At 69.8% G+C, this 20,570-nt stretch carries 6 protein-coding genes; 1 reads left to right on the top strand and 5 read right to left on the bottom strand.

Annotation, left to right across the window (positions count from 1 at the left end; translation table 11 throughout):
* From NN4_RS28920 to NN4_RS28900, 5 genes are all read right to left on the bottom strand, one after another.
* On the bottom strand, positions 1-15,921 hold a 15,921-nt coding region (locus tag NN4_RS28920), incomplete at its 3' end, for a non-ribosomal peptide synthase/polyketide synthase (RefSeq protein WP_147138150.1).
* A 377-nt stretch (positions 15,922-16,298) separates the two neighbouring features.
* Complete coding sequence (gene cobM / locus NN4_RS28915; RefSeq protein WP_147138147.1) at positions 16,299-17,048, bottom strand: precorrin-4 C(11)-methyltransferase; 750 nt, start codon at positions 17,046-17,048, stop codon at positions 16,299-16,301.
* A 29-nt stretch (positions 17,049-17,077) separates the two neighbouring features.
* Complete coding sequence (locus NN4_RS28910) at positions 17,078-17,503, bottom strand: PPOX class F420-dependent oxidoreductase (protein WP_147138144.1); 426 nt, start codon at positions 17,501-17,503, stop codon at positions 17,078-17,080.
* Positions 17,504-17,564: 61 nt separating this feature from the next.
* On the bottom strand, positions 17,565-18,182 hold the full coding sequence (locus NN4_RS28905; protein WP_147138141.1) for a response regulator transcription factor: 618 nt from the start codon (positions 18,180-18,182) through the stop codon (positions 17,565-17,567).
* Positions 18,179-19,375 (bottom strand): sensor histidine kinase, encoded by a 1,197-nt coding sequence (locus NN4_RS28900; protein ID WP_147138138.1) that lies wholly within the window; start codon positions 19,373-19,375, stop codon positions 18,179-18,181. The genes NN4_RS28905 and NN4_RS28900 overlap by 4 nt, the downstream gene beginning before the upstream one ends.
* A 130-nt stretch (positions 19,376-19,505) precedes the next feature.
* Here NN4_RS28900 and NN4_RS28895 point away from each other — a divergent pair, with 130 nt between their 5' ends.
* Positions 19,506-20,564: an ABC transporter permease gene (locus tag NN4_RS28895; RefSeq protein WP_147138135.1), complete on the top strand. Its 1,059-nt coding sequence runs from the start codon at positions 19,506-19,508 to the stop codon at positions 20,562-20,564.
* Positions 20,565-20,570: the final 6 nt, after the last annotated feature.

The raw sequence follows: 20,570 nt of genomic DNA, 5'->3' as shown, positions 1-20,570 counted from the left end.
GGGCGCGCGGAAGGCGCGGGCCTGCACGGCGGGCGCGGGCAGCGCGCGCCGATCGAGCTTTCCGTTGACCGTCAACGGAATCCACTCGAGCCGCACCAGCGCCGAGGGCACCATGTACGACGGCAGCCGCTCGGCGGCGCCGTCGCGGACCTGGTCGAGCACCGGGACCACATCGGGCTCGGCGACCACGTAGGCCACGATCCGCTGATCGCCCGGCTGGTCCTCGCGCACGATGACCGCCGCCTGGGCGATGCCCGGCTGGGCCAGGATGGCGGACTCGATCTCGCCGAGCTCGATGCGGAAGCCGCGCACCTTCACCTGATCGTCGGCGCGGCCCAGGTATTCGAGCTCGCCGAAGCGGTTCCAGCGCGCGAGGTCGCCGGATCGGTACAGGCGCGAGCCCGCCGCGTCGGAGCCGCCGAGCGGGTTGGCGACGAATCGGGTGGCCGACAGATCGGGGCGGCCGAGGTAGCCACGCGCCAATTGCGGTCCCGCGACATACATTTCGCCCGCGACACCGACCGGGACCGGCCGCAGCCGGTTGTCGAGCACGTACACCCGCAGGCCGGCGATGGCCCGGCCGACCACGCTGCCGGAGGCGGCCGCGATGGTCGCGGCGTCCAGCGCGCGGTAGGACACGTGCACCGTGGTCTCGGTGATGCCGTACATGTTGACCAGCAGCGGTGCCGAATCACCGTGGCGAGCAACCCAATCCGAGAGCCTGCGCAGTTCGAGGGCCTCGCCGCCGAACACCACGTAGCGCAGGGCCAGCGGTGCGGCGTCCGGCGCGGCGTTGCGATCGGCCTCGGCAAGTTGGTAGAACGCGGACGGGGTCTGGTTGAGCACCGTGACCCGTTCGGCGCGCAGCAGTTCCAGGAACTGCTCGGGCGAGCGCGAAGTGTAGTAGTCGACCACCACGAGGGTGCCGCCGAACAGCAGCGGGCCCCACAGCTCCCACACCGAGAAGTCGAAGGCGTAGGAGTGGAACAGCGTCCACACATCGTCGGGGCCGAAGCCGAAGTCCCGATCGGTATTCGCGAACAGCCGCACCACATTCCGGTGCGCGACCGCGACACCCTTGGGGCGGCCGGTCGAGCCGGAGGTGTAGATCACGTACGCGACATGGTCGGGCGAGAGCGCCGCGTTCCGGTCGGCGTCGGTGATCGGCGCGTCGTCGGCGTCCTCGATATTGCCGGTCTCCACGGCGAAGCCGTCCAGCACCACGCTCGGCAGGTGCACCGGCACCGTCACCTGGACGGTCGAGTCCAGGATCACGCTGGTCGGCTGGGAATCGGCGAGCACGTAGGCGATGCGTTCGGCCGGGTAGGTCGGGTCGACCGGCACGTAGCCCGCGCCCGTCTTCACCACCGCGACCAGCGCGACCACCAGATCGAGCGAGCGCGGCAGGATCACCGCGACCAGCGACTCCGGCCCGGCACCGTCCGCGATCAGCCTGCGCGCCAGCACATTCGCGCGCCGGTCCAGCTCGCTGTAGGTCAGCGTCTCGACGCCGAAGCGGGCCGCGATGCGGTTCGGGTGCGCGGCGACGGCCGCGTCGAACACGGTCACCAGCGTGGTCTCGGGATCCCCGAAAAGACCTGCGCCGCCGTCCATTCCGGACGATACCCAGCGCTGGGAGACATCGAGGCGCTCGCCCTCGCCGAGCAGATCGATATCGCCGACGGCGATCTCGGGGTCCTCGGCGACGGTCTGCAGCACGCGCACCAGGCGGTCGGCGAACGAGGCCACCGTCTCCGGGTCGAACAGCTCGGTCGCGTAGTTCCAGGACATGGCCAGCGCGCCGTCCGCGGTCTCGCCCACGGTCAGCTGCACGTCGAACTTGGCGGTGCCCGGGTCGAATTCGACGACGTCGAGGTCGAGGCCGGGCAACTGCACGGTGCCCATCTCGGCGGCCGAGGCCGCCTCGAAGGTCAGCGCGACCTGGAAAAGCGGGTGATGCGCCTGCGAGCGGGCCGGGCTGATCACATCGACCAGCCGCTCGAACGGCACGTCGGCATTGCCGAAGGCGGCCAGGTCGGTCCGGCGCACCTGCTCGAGCAGGTCGCTGAACCGCGCGGCCGGGTCGACCTCGCTGCGCAGCACCAGCGTGTTGACGAACATGCCGACCAGGTCGTCGAGCGCCCGTTCGCCACGTCCGGCGATCGGGGTGCCGATGGCGATGTCGGTGCTGTTGGACAGCCTGCCCGCCCACGCGGCCAGCGCGGCGTGCACGACCATGAACAGCGTCACGCCGCGGCGGCGGGCCAGCTCGGCCAGTGCGGCGTGCAGCTCGGCGTCGACGGAGAAGCCGTGCGTGCCACCGGCGTTGGAGGCGATCTCCGGACGCGGGCGGTCGGCGGGCAGCTCGATCTGATCGGGCAGATCGCGCAGCTGGTCGACCCAGTAGGCGATCTGCTGAGCCGCCACCGATTCCGGATCGTGCTCGACGCCGAGCACGTCGCGCTGCCACAGCGCATAGTCGGCGTACTGCACGTCCAGGGGCGCCCAGGCGGGCGTCTCGCCGCGGGTGCGTTCGCTGTAGGCGACGACCACGTCACGCAGCAGCGGCCGCAGCGAGAAGCCGTCGGCGCTGATGTGGTGCATGACCAGCACCACAACGTGATTGCGCTCATCGAGACCGAGCAGGCGTGCGCGGAAGGCGATCTCGCGGGTGACGTCGAAGTGGTAGCTCGCCAGCTCGACGATGCGCGCGGGCAGCTCGGCCGCGGTGACCGGCTCGGCGGTGACCGTGAACGACACCTCGGAGACGGGCAGGATGTGCTGGTAGCCGGTGCCTTCCAGCTCGGGGTAGACGGTGCGCAGCGCCTCGTGGCGGGCCAGCACGTCCCCGATCGCGGCATTGAGCGCCTCGACATCGAGGTCGCCGGTGAGCCGGATGGCGACCGGGATGTTGTTGACCGCCGTGCGGTTGTCGAACCGGTTGAGGAACCACATCCGCTGCTGGGCGAGCGACAGCGGCACCAGATCGGTGCGCTCCTGCGGCACCAGCGGCGCCCGGCCGCCCTGTCCCGCAGCGGTTTCCACCCGGGCGGCGAGCGCGGCGACGGTCGACGCCTCGAACAGCACGCGCACCGGGACCTGGGTATCCAGCGCCTCGCCGAGTCGCGCGGCCACCTGGGTGGCCACCAGCGAGTTGCCACCCAGTTCGAAGAAGTCGTCGTCCAGGCCGACCCGCTCGACACCCAGCACGGCGGCGAAGGTGTCGGCGACGATCTCCTGCACGGGGGTGCTCGGTGCGCGGAAGGTCTTGGCCGCGAACGTCGGTTCCGGCAGCGCCTTGCGGTCCAGCTTGCCGGAGGGGTTCAGCGGGAACTCGTCGAGCTCCACGTAGGCCGAGGGCACCATGTACGCGGGCAGCTGCACGCCGAGCGCGGCCTTGACCGACTCGACGTCCAACGCGCGGTCCGGATTACCGACCACGTACGCGACGAGCTGGTCGCCGGTCCGCTCGTCGGTGCGCACCAGCACCACCGCCTGCGCCACCGATTCCAGTGCGGTGAGCGCGTTCTCGATCTCGCCGAGCTCGATCCGCAGACCGCGCAGCTTCACCTGGAAGTCGGTGCGGCCCAGGTACTCCAGCTCGCCGTCCGCGGTCCAGGAGACCAGGTCGCCGGTGCGGTACATGCGCTCGGCCTCGCCGAACGGGTTCGCGATGAACCGCTCGGTGGTGAGGTCAGGGCGGGCCACATAGCCGTGGGCCAGCTGCGCGCCGGCCAGATACAACTCGCCGGGCACGCCGACCGGGACCGGCCGCAGCCGCGAATCCAGCACGTACACCTGGGTGTTGAACACCGGCGCGCCGATCGGCACCGAGCTGGTGTCGGCCTCGGTCACCTCGTGGAAGGTGACGTCGACGGCGGCCTCGGTGGGGCCGTACAGGTTGTGCAGCCGGGCGCCGGTCAGCGCGCGCAACCGCTGCGCGGTGACCGCGGGCAGCGCCTCACCGGAGGCGAAAACGTTACGCAGGCTGCCGCATTCGGCCGCCCGCTCCTCGGCGACGAACACCGAGAGCATCGACGGCACGAAGTGCACCGTGGTGACGCGCTCCTCGATGATCAGGCGCGCCAGGTAGGCGGGATCGCGGTGGCCGTCCGGCTTGGCGACCACCAGGCGGGCGCCGACCTGCAAGGGCCAGAAGAACTCCCACACCGACACGTCGAAGGTGGCAGGCGTCTTCTGCAGCACCACGTCGTAGGCCGCGAGGCCGTACTCGGCGTGCATCCAGACCAGGCGGTTGACGATGGCCGCGTGCGAGACCGCGACACCCTTCGGGCGACCGGTCGAGCCCGAGGTGAAGATCACGTAGGCGGTGTTGGCCGGGCGCAGCGGCTTGTGCCGGTCCGCGTCGGTCAGCGGCGCGTCGGAGAACTCGGACAGGTCGAGTTGATCGATGCGCACCTGGCGAGAGCCCGTCGACTCCAGGTCGGTGCCGGAGGTCAGCACGCACACGGGGCGCGCGGTCTCCAGGATGTAGTCGGTGCGCTCGGCCGGGTGATCCGGGTCGAGCGGCACGTAGGCGCCGCCCGCCGCGTTCACCGCGTACATACCGACCACGAGATCGATCGAGCGCCGCATGCCCAGCGCCACATACGATTCCGGGCCGACGCCGTTCTGCTTGAGCCAGCGCGCCAGGCGGTGCACCCGACCGGCGAACTCGGCATATGTCAGCGTCGCTCCGCGACTCGATGAGGGGTGGTGGTCGGGCGACGGGTGGGCCAGACTTGTCCCCTCGAAAGTCACCGCGTGCGCGTCGGGCGTGCGCGCGACCTGTGCTTCGAACAGCGAAACCAGGGTCGCGGCGGCGTCGCCGACCGGCGAGGTGAGGGCCGCGTCCACCGGGAATTCGGTGTCGTTCCACTGCTCGACCACCAGCGCGCGCTCGGCCGGGTCCAGCAGCTCGATATCGCCCACCGCCGCCGTCGGTGCGGCGGCGACACCGCCGAGCACGCGCAGGAAGCGCTCGGCGAAGGTGTTCGCGAAGGCGACGTCGAAAAGATCGGTGGCGTAAAGCAGTTCGGCGTCCATCGACGCTTCGGTGCCCTGCACCTCGCTCAGCGTGAGTTGCAGGTCGAACTTCGCGGTCGGCTGGTCGATGCCGAGCTCGGACACCGTCAGGCCCGGCAGCTCGAGCGACGCGCGGCCCAGGTTCTGGAACGACAGCATCACCTGGAACAGCGGATGCCGCGCCTGCGAACGGGCCGGGTTGAGCACCTCGACCAGCCGCTCGAACGGCACGTCGGCATGCGCGAAGGCCTGCAGATCCCGCTCGCGGACCTGCGCGAGCAGGTCGGCGAACGACGCGTCGGTGTCGACCTGGGCCCGCAGCACCAGGGTGTTGACGAACATGCCGACCAGGTCGTCGAGCGCCTGCTCGCCGCGACCCGCCACCGGGATGCCGATGGCGATGTCGTCGGAGCCGCTGAGCCGGGCGAGCAGTGCCGCGAAGGCGCTGTGCACCACCATGAACAGCGTGGTGCCGTGCGCGTGCGCGACCCGGTTCAGCTCGTCGATCAGCTCACCGGGCACCCGGAAGCGGTGTGTCCCAGCCTGATACGACGCGACGGCGGGCCGGGGACGCCCGGCCAGGCGCAGCTCGTCGGGCAGGCCGGCGAGCGCGGTGCGCCAGTAGTCGAGCTGCTCGGAGATCAGCGAGGTCGGATCGTCCTCGGAGCCGAGCGTCTGCCGCTGCCACAGCGCGAAATCCACGTACTGGACCGCGAGCGGCGGCCAGCCCGGCTCGACGGCCGAGGTGCGCGCCACGTAGGCGGTCATCAGGTCGCGGACCAGCGGGCGCATCGAGAAGCCGTCCGCCGCGATGTGGTGCACCACGACCACCAGGACGTAGTCCTGGTCGCCGAGCTGGTAGGCGCGCAGCCGCACCGGCGGCTCGGCCGTCACGTCGAAGCCGCGCTCGACGAATTCGTACATGGCGCCGAGCAATTGGCCCTCGGCGACCGGGAAGACCTCCAGGTCGGGGATCGCCCTGGTGGCGGGCAGCACCCGCTGGTAGGCGAGGCCGTCCTGGGACGGGTAGACGGTGCGCAGCGATTCGTGCCGCGCGACCACGTCGGCGACCGCGCCACGCAGCGCGTCCAGATCCAGCGCACCCTCCAGCCGCACCGCGGCCGGAATGTTGTTGGCGGCGGAGTCGGCGTCGAAGCGGTTGAGGAACCACATCCGCTGCTGCGCGAGCGAGAGCGGCGGGTGCTCGGGGCGCACCTGTGCCGTCAGCGCCTGGCGCGCACCGGTTCCCGCCCGCGACTCGACCCTGGCGGCCAGCGCGGCCACCGTCGGCGCCTCGAACAGCGCCCGCACACCGACCTCGGTGTCCAGCGCCGCGCTCAGCCGCGCCACCACCTGGGTGGCGACCAGCGAGTTGCCGCCGAGCTCGAAGAAGTCGTCGTCCACGCCGACGCGCGGCAGCCCGAGCAGCTCGGCGAAGACCTCCGCGACGATCTCCTCGATCGGGGTGGCCGGCGCACGGAAACGCTTGGCCTCGAACACCGGAGCGGGCAGCGCCTTGCGATCGAGCTTGCCGCTGGCGTTGACCGGGAAGGAGTCGAGCACGACCAGCGCGGCCGGAATCATGTAGCCGGGCAGCGATTCGGCCAAGGCGGCCTTGACCGCGTCCGGGTCGATCACCGAATCCGATTCGGCGACAACGTAACCGACCAGCTGATCGCCGGCGTGCGGATCGGTCCGCACCACGACGACGGACTGGGCGACACCGGGCTGCGCGAGCAGCGCAGCCTCGATCTCGCCGAGCTCGATCCGCAGACCGCGCAGCTTCACCTGGAAGTCGGTGCGGCCCAGGTAATCCAGCTCGCCGTCGGCCGTCCAGGTAACGAGGTCACCGGTGCGGTACATCCGCGCGCCGGGGGCGCCGTACGGATTGGCGACGAAGCGATCCGAGGTCAGGTCCGCGCGGCCGAGGTAGCCGACGGCCAGCTGATCGCCCGCGAGATAGAGCTCACCCGCGACACCCGGTGCGACGGGGTGCAACCTGGCATCGAGCACGAAGACGCGCGTGTTCCACACCGGCCTGCCGATCGGCACCGAGACCGTATCCGCGTCCGTCGCTTCGTGATACGTGACGTCGACGGCGGCCTCGGTCGGGCCGTACAGGTTGTGCAGCCTGGCGCCGGTCAGCTCGCGCAGCCGCTGCGCGGTCTGCGCGGGCAGCGCCTCACCGGAGGCGAACACCTGCCGCAGCCGCCACGACGGGTAGCCGTCCGCGTCGCCGGACTCGGTGCCGAGGGTGGACACGAACACCGACAGCATCGACGGCACGAAGTGTGCTGTGGTGATGCCCTGTTCGGCGATGAGCTGCGCCAGATACACGGGGTCGCGATGGCCGTCCGGCTTCGCGACGACCAGGCGGGCTCCGGTCTGCAAGGGCCAGAAGAACTCCCACACCGACACGTCGAAGGTGGCGGGGGTCTTCTGCAGCACGGCGTCGGCGGGCCCGATCGGGTACTCGTGCTGCATCCACAGCAGCCGGTTGACGATCGCGGCATGGCTGACCGCCACACCCTTCGGCCGTCCGGTCGAACCCGAGGTGAAGATGACGTAGGCGGTGTTGTCCGGCCGCAGTGGCCGGATGCGTTCGGCGTCGGTGATCGGCGCGCCGCTGGAGGCGGCCATGCCCGGCACGCCCTCGATACCCTCGATCGCGATGACCGAGACCTCACGCTGCAGGTCGATGCCGAATCCGTCGGCGGACCGGTACAGGATCATCCGCGGGCGCGCGGTGTCCACGATGTGGTTGATCCGGTCGGCGGGCTGATCCGGGTCCAGCGGCACGTAGGCCGCACCCGTCTGCAGCACCGCGTACATCGCGATGACCAGCTCGTTGGAGCGGCGGATCGACAGTGCGACAAGCGATTCCGGGCCGACACCGGCCTTGATCAGCTGCCTGGCGATGCGGTTGGCCCGCACCTGCAGCTCCCGGTAGGTGAGCCGTTCCTCGTCGAAGACCAGCGCCACCGCGTCCGGCGTCGCCGCGGCCTGCGCGTCGAACAGCGAGACCAGGGTCTCGGCCGGCACCTGGTGCGCGGTGTCGTTCCAGTCGACCAGCACCTGCGCCTGCTCTTCGGGCGCGAGCAGATCGATGTCGCCGATCGGCACCGTCGGGTCGGCGGTGACCGCCGCGAGCACGCGGTCCAGTCGCCGCGCGAACGCGGCCACCGTGTCCGGGTCGAAAAGGTCTTCGGCGTAAGAGAATTCGGCCGACATGCCGGCCGCGTCGCCCAGCTCGTCCTGGGTCTCCTGCAAAGTCAGCTGCAGGTCGAACTTGGCCAGGCGCGCGTCGTAGTCGATGCCGTTGACCGAGAGACCCGGCAGTTCCAGGCTGGCCTGCCTGGTGTTCTGGAAGGTCAGCATCACCTGGAACAGCGGATGCCTGGCCTGCGAGCGCGCCGGGTTGAGCACCTCGACCAGCCGCTCGAAGGGCACGTCCGCGTGCGCGAAGGCGTGCAGATCCTTCTCCCTGGCCTGCGCCAGCAGATCCGCGAAGCTCGCCGCGCCGTCGACGTCGGTGCGCAGCACGAGCGTGTTGACGAACATGCCGATCAGGTCGTCCAGCGCGGCCTCACCACGCCCGGCCACCGGCGTGCCGATGGCGATGTCGGCGGTGCCGCTGGCGCGGGCCAGCAGCACGGCCAGCGCGCTGTGCATCACCATGAACAGCGAGGCGTTGTGCTTGCGGCCCAGATCGACCAGCGCGCGCTGGGTTTCGCCGGAGATGACGAACGGGTAGGTGCCGCCGCGATAGGACGCGGCGGCGGGCCGCGGGCGATCCGAGGGCAGCACCAATTCGTCGGGCAGATCGGCGAGTTCGCGGGTCCAGTACCGAATCTGGTTGGAGATCAGCGAACTCGGGTCGTCCTCGGAGCCGAGGACCTCGCGCTGCCACAGCGCGTAGTCCGCGTACTGGACGGGCAGCGCCGACCAGGCCGGCGCCTCCCACGAGGTGCGCGCGGCGTAGGCCACCATCACGTCGCGGGCCAGCGGGCCCATCGACCAGCCGTCGGCGGAGATGTGGTGCACCACCATGCCGAGCACGTACTCGGTCTCGCTGATCTCGAAAAGCCTTGCGTGCAAGGGCACTTCGTTGGTCACGTCGAACGCCATCGAGGCGAGCTGGACCAGATGGTCGATCAGGTTGTGCTCGGTCACCGGCACCGGCGTCAGGTCGGGCACGATCTGCGCCGCGTCCAGCACCACCTGCACCGGCCCGGTCTTGGTCTCCGGGAACACGGTGCGCAGCGACTCGTGCCGGTCGATCACGTCGATGACCGCGACCTGCAGCGCGGCCACGTCGAGATCGCCGGAGAGCCGGATGGCGACCGGGATGTTGTTGACCGCCGAGGCGGTGTCGAACCGGTTGAGGAACCACATGCGCTGCTGGGCGAGCGACAGCGGCACCTCCTCCGGGCGGTTGCGGGCCACCAGCGCCTTGCGCGCGCCGTCGCCGGCATGCGACTCCACCCGGGCCGCGAGCGCGGCCACCGTGGACGCCTCGAACAGCATGCGCACCGGCACCCTGGTGTCCAGCGCGATACCGAGGCGCGAGGCGACCTGCGTCGCGATCAGCGAGTTGCCGCCGAGCTCGAAGAAGTCGTCGTCGACGCCGACCCGGTTGATGCCGAGTACCTCGCCGAAGATCTGCGCGACGATCTCCTCGATCGGCGTTGTCGGCGCACGGAATTCGCGCACCTCGAACACCGGCGCGGGCAGCGCCTTGCGGTCCAGCTTGCCGCTCGGGTTGAGCGGAAACGCCTCGAGCACCACGATCGCCGACGGCACCATGTAGGCGGGCAGCGTGCGATGCAGCGCGTTCTTGATGTTGTCGATGTCGACCGGGCCCGCCGGGGTGACCACGTAGGCGACGAGCTGATCGCCTGCGACGGTGTCCATCACGAGCACGACCGCCTGGGTGACGGCCGGGTGGTCGAGCAGCGCGGCCTCGATCTCGCCGAGCTCGATGCGCTGGCCGCGGAACTTCACCTGGAAGTCGGTGCGGCCGATGTATTCCAGCACGCCCGCGGCGCCGACCTCGGGATCGCGCGGCTCGACCCAGCGCACCAGGTCACCGGTGCGGTAGAGCCGGGCGCCGGGCGCGCCGAACGGGTCGGCGACGAAGCGTTCCGCGCTCAGGTCGGGGCGGCCGTGGTAGCCGCGGGCGGTCTGCACGCCGCCCAGGTACAGCTCGCCGGGCACGCCGACCGGGACCGGGGCCAGGCCCGCGTCGAGCACGTAGGTCTGCGCGTTCCACACGGGACGGCCGATCGGCACCGAACTGGGGGCCACCTCGTTGAGGTGCCAGGCGGTGGCGTGCACGGTGAACTCGGTCGGGCCGTACAGGTTGTGCATCGCGGCGGTGGAGAACTGCCGGAACGCCGTGACGGTGGCGGGCGGCAGCGCCTCACCGGCGACCAGAACCGCACGCAGCGAGGCACATTCGGCGGTCGACGCGGCACCGGCGAACACCGAGAGCATCGACGGCACGAACGAGGTCATGGTGACGTGATGACGGCCGATGATCTCCGACAGGTACATCGGATCGCGGTGCCCGTCGGGCGCGGCGATGAGCATGCGGGCGCCGACGGCCAAGGTGCCGAACAGTTCCCACACCGACACGTCGAAGGTGACCGGCGTCTTCTGCAGGATCACATCGGCCGGGCCGATGCGGTATTCGCTGGTGATCCAAGCGATCTGGTTGAGCACGGAGGCGTGGCTGACCGCCACACCCTTGGGCCGGCCGGTGGAGCCGGAGGTGTAGAGCACGTAGGCGGTGTTCGCGGGGCGCAGCGGGCCGCGACGCTCGGCGTCGGTGACCGGCTCGTCGCCGAACTCGCTCAGATCCAGGGTGTCGAGGGCGAGTACCGGGCAGTCCGCCGACTTGACGTCATCGGACAGGGTGGTCAGCACGCACACCGGCGTGGAGTTGGCCAGCACGTAGTCGGTGCGCTCGGCCGGGTGATCGGGGTCGATCGGCACGTAGCCGCCGCCCGCGGTCATGGTGGCGTAGATGGCGATCAGCATGTCCACCGAGCGGCGGATACCGACGGCCACCAAGGTTTCCGGGCCGACGCCCTCGGCGATCAGCTTGCGCGCCAGGCGATTCACCCGAGCCGAGAACTCGGCATAGCTGAGCTGTACCTGTGGGCCGAACTCGCCTGCGCTGCGGGTCCCGCCGTCGAACAGCACGGCGATGTCGTCGGGCCGTTGCCGGACCTGTTCCTGGAACAGGTCGAGGACGGTCGCCGCGGGCAGGTCGTGCGCGGTCTGGTTCCAGCCGGTGAGCACGGTGGTGCGTTCGGCGTCGTCGAGGATGTCGATGTCGCGGACCGCGGTGTGCGGTGTGCTGACGGCGGCTTCGAGCACGCGCAGGTAGCGGCGGCCGAACTCGGCGACGGTGGCGGCGTCGAACAGGTCGGTGGCGAAGGAGACCACCGTGGCCATGCCCGCCGGTTCACCTTGGGCGCCACGTTCTTCGGTGACGGTCCACTGCAGGTCGAACTTGGCGATGTCGACGTCGAGTTCGTCGGCGGTGACCGAGAGCCCGGGCAATTCCAGTGTCGCGTGCGACATTTCCTGGAACGACAGCATCACCTGGAACAGCGGATGCCTGGCCTGCGAGCGGGTCGGGTTGAGCACCTCGACCAGGCGCTCGAACGGCACGTCGGCGAACGCGAACGCGGCGAGGTCGGTTTCCCTGGTGCGCGCGAGGAATTCGGTGAACGGCTCGCTGCCGTCCACCTCCGAGCGCAGCACCAGCGTGTTGACGAACATGCCGATCAGGTCGTCGAGGGCCTGCTCGCCACGCCCGGCGACCGGGGTGCCGATGGCGATGTCGTCGGTGCCGGACAGGCGGGCCAGCAGCACGGCCAGCGAGGCGTGCATGACCATGAACAGGCTGACGCCCTGGGCCCGGGCCAAGCCCGAAAGCCGCTGGTGCAGTTCGGCATCGATGTCGAAGCTGACCCGGCCGCCGCTGAAGCTCTGCACCGGTGGGCGCGGGCGGTCGGTGGGCAGGTCGAGCTGGTCGGGCAGCCCGGCCAATGACCTGCGCCAGTAGGCGATTTCGCGGGCCGCCATCGAACCGGGATCGGATTCGGCGCCGAGCAGCTCGCGCTGCCAGACGCTGAAGTCCTGGTACTGCACCGGCAGCGGCGCCCAGCTCGGCGCCTGCCCCGCGGCGCGCGCGAGGTAGGCGGCGGCCACATCGCGGGCCAGCGGCCCGAACGAGAAGCCGTCCGCGGCAATGTGATGCACCACGAACGCGACCGCGTAATCGGCGGCACCGTTGTCCTGGCCACCGGTCACCGCGTACACCCGGACCCGGATCGGCAGCTCGCGGGAGACGTCGAAACCGGTGGACGCGAACGCGGTCAGCACACCTTGCAGTTCGGCCTCGGCGATCGGCTCGACCATGATGCCCAGATCCACCTGGTCCATCGGCAGCACCTGCTGGTAGCCGCCGTCACCGGACTCGGGGAAGATCGTGCGCAGCGATTCCTGGCGCGCCACCACGTCGGTCAGCGCGGCCTGCAAGGCGTCCAGATCGACCTGGCCGCGCAACCGCACCACGAACGGCAGGTTGTAGGCGGGCACCGTCGAGTCGAACTGGTTGATGAACCACATCCGCTGTTGCGACAGCGACAGCGGCACCCGCTCGGGCAGCTGCTGGGCCACCAGCGGCGGCCTGGCACCCTCGGTGGCGGTGGCGTTTTCGGCGCGGGCGGCGATCCCGGCCACGGTCGGCGACTCGAACAGCGCCCGCACCCCGATCTGGGTACCGAACGCCACGCCGATCCGCGAGACCACCTGGGTCGCGACCAGCGAGTTGCCGCCGAGGTCGAAGAAGTTGTCATCGATGCCGATGCGGTCCTGGCTCAGCACGTCGGCGAAGATGCCCGCCACGATCTGCTCGGCCTGGGTACGCGGCGCGCGGAAGCTGGTCTCGTCCACGCTGAACACCGGCTCCGGCAGCGCTTTACGGTCCAGCTTGCCGGAGGTGTTGAGCGGGAAGGCGTCCAGCACCATGACCGAGGCGGGCACCATGTAGCTCGGCAGCTTCTCGGCCGCGAACCTGGTCAGTTCCGTCGGATCGACCGAATGTCCGGGCGCGGGAACGACATACGCGACCAGCTGCTGACCGGTGGCGGTATCCATCACCAAGACCACGGCCTGGCTGACCGCCGGATGGGCCAGCAGGTCGGTCTCGATCTCACCGAGCTCGATGCGCTGACCACGGAACTTCACCTGGAAGTCGGTGCGGCCGATGTATTCCAGCGTGCCCGCGTCGTTCCAGCGCACCAGGTCACCGGTGCGGTACATGCGTTCGCCGTTGGCGGACAACGGGTTCGCGACGAAGCGATCCGCGCTCAGATCCGGGCGGCCGCGATACCCGCGGGCCAGCTGACGGCCACCCAGGTACAGCTCACCCGGTGCGCCGATGGCGGCCGGGCGCAGCCGCGAATCCAGCACGTAGACCGAGACATTCCACTCCGGGATGCCGATCGGCACAGTCACCGTGTCGGCAGCGGTGGCCTCCCAGTAGGTCACCGAGACCGCGGCCTCGGTGGGGCCGTACAGGTTGTGCAAGCCGGCCGAGGTGATCGCGCGGAAACCCGCGGCGGTCTCCGGCGGCAACGCCTCGCCGATCACGAAAACGGCGCGCAGCGTGGCACATTGCGCCGGAGTCGCGTGCGCGACGAACACCGTCAGCATCGACGGGACGAAGTCGGTCACGGTGACCCCGTGCCGCTCGATCATGTCCGCGACGTAGAGCGGGTCGCGATGGCCGTCGGGCGCGGCGATGACCAGCTTCGCGCCGACCAGCAACGGCAGGAAGTAACCCCACAGCGACACGTCGAAGGTGGTAGCGGTCTTCTGCAGGTACACGTCGTCGGCGGTCAGCCGGTACTCGTCGAGCATCCACAGCTGCTGATTGACGATCGCGTGATGGGTGACCGCGACGCCCTTGGGGCGACCGGTCGAACCCGAGGTGTAGATGACGTAGGCGGTGTTGTCCGGGCGCAGCGGCGCGAGCCGATCCGCATCGGTCACCGGCTCGGCGGAGTACTCCGACACGTCCAGGGTGTCGATCCGCACCTGCCGCACCGACTCCGGCAGTTCCAGCTCATCCGCGGAGAGCGTCAGCACACAGACCGGTGCCGCGCTGTCGAGGATGTAGGCGGTGCGATCGGCCGGATGATCCGGATCGATCGGCACGTACGCGCCACCGGCCTTCAGCACCGCGTGCATGCCGACGACCAGCTCCAACGACCGCCGCATACCCAGCGCGACCAGCGATTCCGGGCCGACCCCGTCGGCGATCAGGTACCGGGCCAGCCGGTTGACCCGCGCGTCGAACTCGGCGTAGGTGAGCGTCGCGCCCTCGAAGTCGAGAGCGACGTTGTTCGGCGCCAACGGCATCTGCGCATCGAGCAGCGCGGACAGCGTGGTGACCGGCACGTCCTCGGCGGAGTCGTTCCACTCCAGCAGCGAACGCTCCCGCTCGGCCGCGGTGGTGAGGTCCAGCGCCCAGATCGCGGCGTCCTGGTCGGCCGCGAGGAACCGGTCGAAGAACTCGAGGAAGCGCGAATGATGGCGCCGCGCTTCGTCTTCGGTGTAGAGGTTCGGGTTGGTCTCGAAGTCGATGTGCGAGCGGGTGCCCGCGACCGACTGGTAGAAGTTGACGCCGAGGTCCTCGATGCTGCCGGTGGACAGCACGTGCAGCTGGCCGACCATCGGGCCCATCACCAGCTCGTCGTGGAACAGCATGATGTTGACCCACGGGCCGAAGAACTCGGTGGTCACCACGCCGTCACCGGCCGCATCACGGCGAATGTCCTCGTGCCGGTAGCGCTGGTGCCGCAGCGCACCGGACACCGCAACAGTCACCTGTTGGAGCAGTTCACCGACGGTCGTGCCGTGCCCGACGTGCAACCGCAGCGGCACGATGTTGGACGAGACACCGCCGGAGCGGCGCATCGCCGCGGTGGTGCGGGCGGTCACCGGCAGGCTCAGGATGACGTCCTCGACGCCGTTCCACTGCGCCAGATAACCGGCGAACGCGGCGAGCAGCAGCCCGGCCGGCGACGAATCATGGCGCTGCACAGCCGCATCGAGCAGCGCGTTCTGGTCGTCGGACAGCGCGGCGCTGGCGATGCCGTTGATCGCGGCGGGCGGGGCGGACCGGCCGGTCAGGCTGGTGCCCTCCTCCAGCCCGGCGACCCGCTCGGCCCAGTACTCCTTGTCGGTGCCGAAGCGCTTGCTCTCGCGGTAGGCGATCTCCTGCTCATAGAGCGTGTGCAGATCGGTCGCCTTCGACGCGGCGGGCTCGGTGCCGTTGACGCGCGCGGTGTAGAGCTCGGCGATCCGGTTCAGGTTGGTCATGGCGCCGAAGCCGTCGAGCGCGATGTGGTGCGCCCGCGAGTACCAGTACCAGTGATCGTCGGCCAGTTGCAGCGCCGCGATCATGATCAGCCGGTCGGTGGTCAGGTCCATCGGGCGGCTGTACTCGGCCCGCATCCACGCCATCGCGGCCGCGGCCGGATCGGCCTCGTCACGCAGGTCTACATAGGTGACGTCGTCGTAGTCGGCGATGCCGTGATCGATGAACTGCAACGGCTCGCCGTCGCGTTCGATGATGCGCAGGAAGCCCGAACCGAGCTCGTGCGAGGTGTCGATGCTCGCCTGTTTCAGGATCTCGACATCCAGCACACCGTGCAGGTCTACGTACTGCGCGATGTTGACCGGCACCTGCGGGTCGACATGCTGCGCGTACCAGATGCCCAGCTGTGCAGGAGACAGCGGGAAGTAGTCCGAACCAGCGTGCGCCCGTTCGCTACCAGCTTCGCCGTTTCCGCCGAAATCCAGCCGGTCCAACCGTAACCTCGCTTCCGGAACACCACGCAAGCGCTCCCCGACGACACCCGGACAGGACGCTCACCTATCCCAGCGTGGCGCCCGCGTCTCGGGGTTCAATTCTCATAATCAATCAGGCAAAAAAGCTCATTGGCACTATCTGTCCGCCAGGGTGACCTTGTTACATAGGCGCGACCGCGCCCACTACCCGCCGACCGGCAATGCCGGGAACCTCGCTACAGATCACCGAACCAATCTACCGTCGTCGGCGGCACCGAACCAACCAACCTCGATAGCCGACGGACATCATCACAGGCAGTTGAGGTGTCGGCAATTTGCGGTCCTCATGTTGCAGACCTCACATCCTGCGCGACGCGCTGCGCCGGAGATGCGGCGGGTCACCGATGGCGCACGCGCGCCGGGTCGTAGAGGTGGGATTGCGCACACGACACCGGGTCTGCCAGCGCCCGGCCGACCAGGATGACCGCGGCCTGGCGCAGCCCCGCGGCCTCGACCTGATCGGCGATGTCGGCGAGGGTGCCGCGCAGGATCAGCTGGTCGGGCTGGCTGGCGCGGTACACGACGGCGACCGGGCAGTCCGTGCCGTAGTCGGCGACGAGCTCGGCGGCCAGCGTGCGGACGCGGGTGATCGCCAGGTGCAGCACGAGGGTGGCGCCGGTCGCCGCGAAGTTCGCCAGCGCCTCGGTGTCCGGCATCGCGGTCGAGCGGGCCTGGGTGCGGGTCAGCACGACCGACTGCACCACCTCGGGGACGGTGAGTTCGGTGCCGAGCAGTGCGGCCGCGGCGGCGTAGGCGGGCACGCCGGGGGTGACGTCCCAGGCGATACCGTGCGCGTCCAGCCTCCGGGTCTGTTCGGTGAGCGCGGAGTAGAGCGACGGGTCACCCGAACACAGCCTGGCCACGTCCTTGCCGGATTCGGTGGCGCGCACGAGGTGTTCGGTGATCTGGTCGAGGTCGAGGTGCTGGGTGTCGATCAGTTCGGCGTCGGGGGCGCAGTGCCCGAGCACCTCGGGGTCGAGGTAGGTGCCCGCGTACAGGCACACCGGCGACTCTCGAAGCAGGGCGACCGCGCGCAGGGTCAGCAGATCGGCCGCACCCGGCCCGGCCCCGATGAAGTGCACGGTCATGCCGGTGAGTGTATTCAGCGCGGGATGTGTCAGGCCGTCGCGTCGAAGTGCGCGATCACCTTGGTCGGCCGCAGGCGGACGACGAGTTCGCCGGGCACGCCGTTGCGCTTGCCGAACTCCTCGGCCCGGTCGGCGCCCATGTAGCGGCCGCCGATCTCGGTGGCGGTGCGCAGCAGTTCCTCGGGATCCTCGGACAGCGTCACGGTGCCCTGCAACTGCACCGAGGGGTACGGCATCGCCTCGACATCGACGATCACCGCGATGCGGCCGTCGCGCGCGAACGCCTTGCCCTTGGCGGTGTCCTTGCCGGTGTTGAACACCAGCTCGTCGCCGTCGAGCACGAACCAGACGGGCGTCACCATCGGGCGGCCGTCGGCGGCGACGAACGCCACCTTGCCCGTCCGCGTGCCCGCGGAGAGGAACTCGCGCACCTGAGGATCCGAGAGGGAGGCCATTGCTTCACCCTAGGGGCAGGCGGAGGGCTGGACGGCGCACCGGCGGGCGCATGTCGCGATCTCAGATCGCGCCCTGCTCGCGGGCGCGGGCGACGGCCGAGGTGCGGGAGCGGACACCGAGTTTCGCGTAGATGTGCACCAGATGGGACTTGACGGTGGTTTCGCTGAGGAACAGTTCCTTGGCGATCTCGCGGTTGGCGCGGCCGTCGGCGACCAACCGGAGCACCTCGATTTCGCGGGCGCTCAGGGTGGTGTCGGCGCGGCGCACCCGGGTCATCAGCTTCGAGGCGACCGCGGGCGACAGCACGCTCTCCCCCGCGGCCGCCGCGCGGACGGCGGCGAGCAGTTCGGTCGGTGGGGTGTCCTTCAGGATGTAGCCGCAGGCGCCGGCCTCGATCGCGCCGAGGATGTCGGCGTCGGTGTCGTAGTTGGTGACCACCAAGACATTCGGTGGCTGCGGGAGCGCGCGCAGCTCGGCGGTGGCGTCCGCGCCGGAGCGGCCCGGGCCGAAGCTCAGATCCATCAGCACCAGATCCACCGGGGTGGTCGCGCAGAACGCGACGGCCGCCTCGCCGGTGGGCACGTCGCCGACGACGGTGATGTCGTCGCCGCCGTCGAGCAGTGCGCGCAGGCCCGCGCGGACGATGGCGTGGTCGTCGGCCAGCAGCAGGCGGATCATGCGCGCTCTCCCGGTCGGGCCGAGTCCGGTTCGGGTGCGGCGGGTTCGAGGGGGAAGGAGACGGTGACCGCGGTGTGGCCCGGTTCCGACTCCACCGCCATGGTGCCGCCCTGCTGCTCGACGCGCGACCGCATGGCGGCCAGACCGAACGAGCCGGACGGCGGGTGTGCGAGGACGTCGGGTGGGATACCGACTCCGTCGTCCACCACGTCGAGCAGCACCTCGGCATCGGCGTAGGTCAGCGTCAATCGCATGCGGGCGGCCGCGGCGTGCTGCACCACATTCGAGACGGCGCCCTGCGCGATGCGTACCAGCGCAGCCTCTACCGGCATCGGCAGTCGCTCGGGTGTGCCCTCGACCACCAGCTGGGTGGCGAGTGTGGAGCTGTTGGTGCGCAGGCAGATTCGTTCCAACGCCTGGGCCAGCGATTGACCGTCCAGCGCGGCCGGGGCCAATTCCGCGATGAGCCTGCGGGTTTCGGCAAGGTTCTCCGCAGCGGTCTCCCTGGCCAACTGAATCCGTTGCAGCGCGGGGTGATCCGGTGCCGATTGCTCTGCGGCGTGCAGCAGCAGTTGAATGCTGCTCAACCCCTGGGCCACGGTGTCGTGGATCTCCTTGGCCAGGCGTTCACGCTCGGACAGCTTGCCCGCCGTCCGTTCCTGATCCGCGAGTATCGCTCGGGTACTGAGCAATTCATCGATCAGCCGTTGTCGTTCGGCGGACTCGCGGAACAGGGCCTGGTAGCCGAGGCCGATGCCGACGGCGACCGCCGCGCCGAGGATCGGACCGATCGCGCCCGCCACCGACCAGCCCCGATGCACGCCGAAACCCACCACCGCGATGACCGTGGCCGCCGCCACCGCGAGCAGGCTCCATGGACGCGGGAGCAGATGCAGATAGAGGAAGAACAGCCCGAAGGCCAGGTAGCCGGCGTCGGGAGCGAGCAGGACCAAGCCGAGCCACCACCCGGTCAGGGCGATCAACCAGATTGCGAGCCCGCCGCGGAGCCCGCTCAGTACGTGGCCCGCGAAGTACGTCAGCAGGAAGCCCGCCGTCAACGCCACCACCGGGATCGGATGCGGCGCACCCGGTAGCAGCGCCCGCACGGCGATCACCACGGCTAAAGCCGTCACCAGCACATGCAGCCCGAGCCGCAGCGCGGTGAAGACGGGTGTGAGCGGTGACGAGTGCACCTTGCCAGCTTATGTGCGGCAACCGGGTGGGCATCCATCGAAAGGTGTAAAACGCCACCCACCGTTCGATGGTGCGCCTTTCCTTCCCGCGCGCGATGGCCGCGGGCCCGCCACGCGGAACAGTGAAGACATGTTCGTAGCACTCCGAGACCTGCGCGCCGCCCGCGGCCGCTTCCTGCTCATCACGCTGGTCGTCACCCTGGTGGCGCTGCTCGTGAGTTTCCTGAGCGGGCTCACGGCGGGGCTCGCACACCAGAACATCTCCGCCGTCGAATCGCTGCCCGGCGATACCGTCGTTTTCGCGGACACCGGCGCCGCGCCGTCGTTCGACGCCTCGACGCTCACCGCAGAGCAGGTCGCCGCCTGGCAAGCCGCGGCGGGCCCGAGCGGCACCGTCGACCCGATCGGCATCAGCCACGGCAAGGTCGATCCGAGCGGACGGGCATCGGCGCAGGTCGCGTTCTTCGGTACCACGGGAACGTCTTTCGGCAACCGATCGGCAACCCAGAACGGCACCGTGGTGCTCAGCACCGGCGCGGCCAAGGATCTCGGGGCGGGTACCGGCGACTCCGTCACCATCGGCGGCCGCGCTTTCACCGTGGCCGGGGTGCACGGGGACGACTGGTACAGCCACACACCGGTCGTGTGGACGACCCTCACCGACTGGCAGGCGATGAGCCCACGCTCGGGCGCCGCCACCGTGCTCGCAGTGTCCGGCATCGCCGACCAGGCGGCGGTGAACGCCACCGCACACACCCAGACCACCAGTTCGTCCGGCGCGCTCTCGGCGCTCAGCGCCTACGAAGCCGAGAACGGCTCACTGACCCTGATGACAGTGCTGCTCTTCGCCATCTCAGCCCTGGTGATCGGCGCATTCTTCACCGTGTGGACCGTCCAGCGCATGCCCGATATCGCCACCCTCAAAGCACTCGGCGCCACCTCCGGCTCACTGGTCCGCGACGCACTAGCCCAAGCCGCGATCGTCTTGACTGCCGGTGTCGCCGCCGGACTCGGCATCACCACTGCGGCAGCCGCTTTCATGGGCGACGCCCTCCCCTTCGTATTGAGCCCCGCAACCACCCTGCTGCCCGCCCTGGCATTGATCGTGCTCGGCCTACTCGGCGCCGCCTTCGCCCTCCGCTTCCTCTTCACCACCGACCCACTGACCGCCCTGGGCGCAGGCCGCTGACCATAA

It is taken from the genome of Nocardia ninae NBRC 108245 (assembly GCF_007990755.1).
In the GTDB taxonomy this organism is placed as follows: Bacteria; Actinomycetota; Actinomycetes; order Mycobacteriales; family Mycobacteriaceae; genus Nocardia; species Nocardia ninae.
Note: the sequence above shows the minus strand (reverse complement) of the source record. Positions and strands in the feature narration are given on the sequence as shown.

What these genes read in the sequence shown, in the direction of transcription:
- cobM (WP_147138147.1), bottom strand. Translation starts at nt 17,048, where the DNA reads ATGACCGTGCACTTCATCGGGGCCGGGCCGGGTGCGGCCGATCTGCTG.
- NN4_RS28905 (WP_147138141.1), bottom strand. Translation starts at nt 18,182, where the DNA reads ATGATCCGCCTGCTGCTGGCCGACGACCACGCCATCGTCCGCGCGGGC.
- NN4_RS28895 (WP_147138135.1), top strand. Translation starts at nt 19,506, where the DNA reads ATGTTCGTAGCACTCCGAGACCTGCGCGCCGCCCGCGGCCGCTTCCTG.
- NN4_RS28910 (WP_147138144.1), bottom strand. Translation starts at nt 17,503, where the DNA reads ATGGCCTCCCTCTCGGATCCTCAGGTGCGCGAGTTCCTCTCCGCGGGC.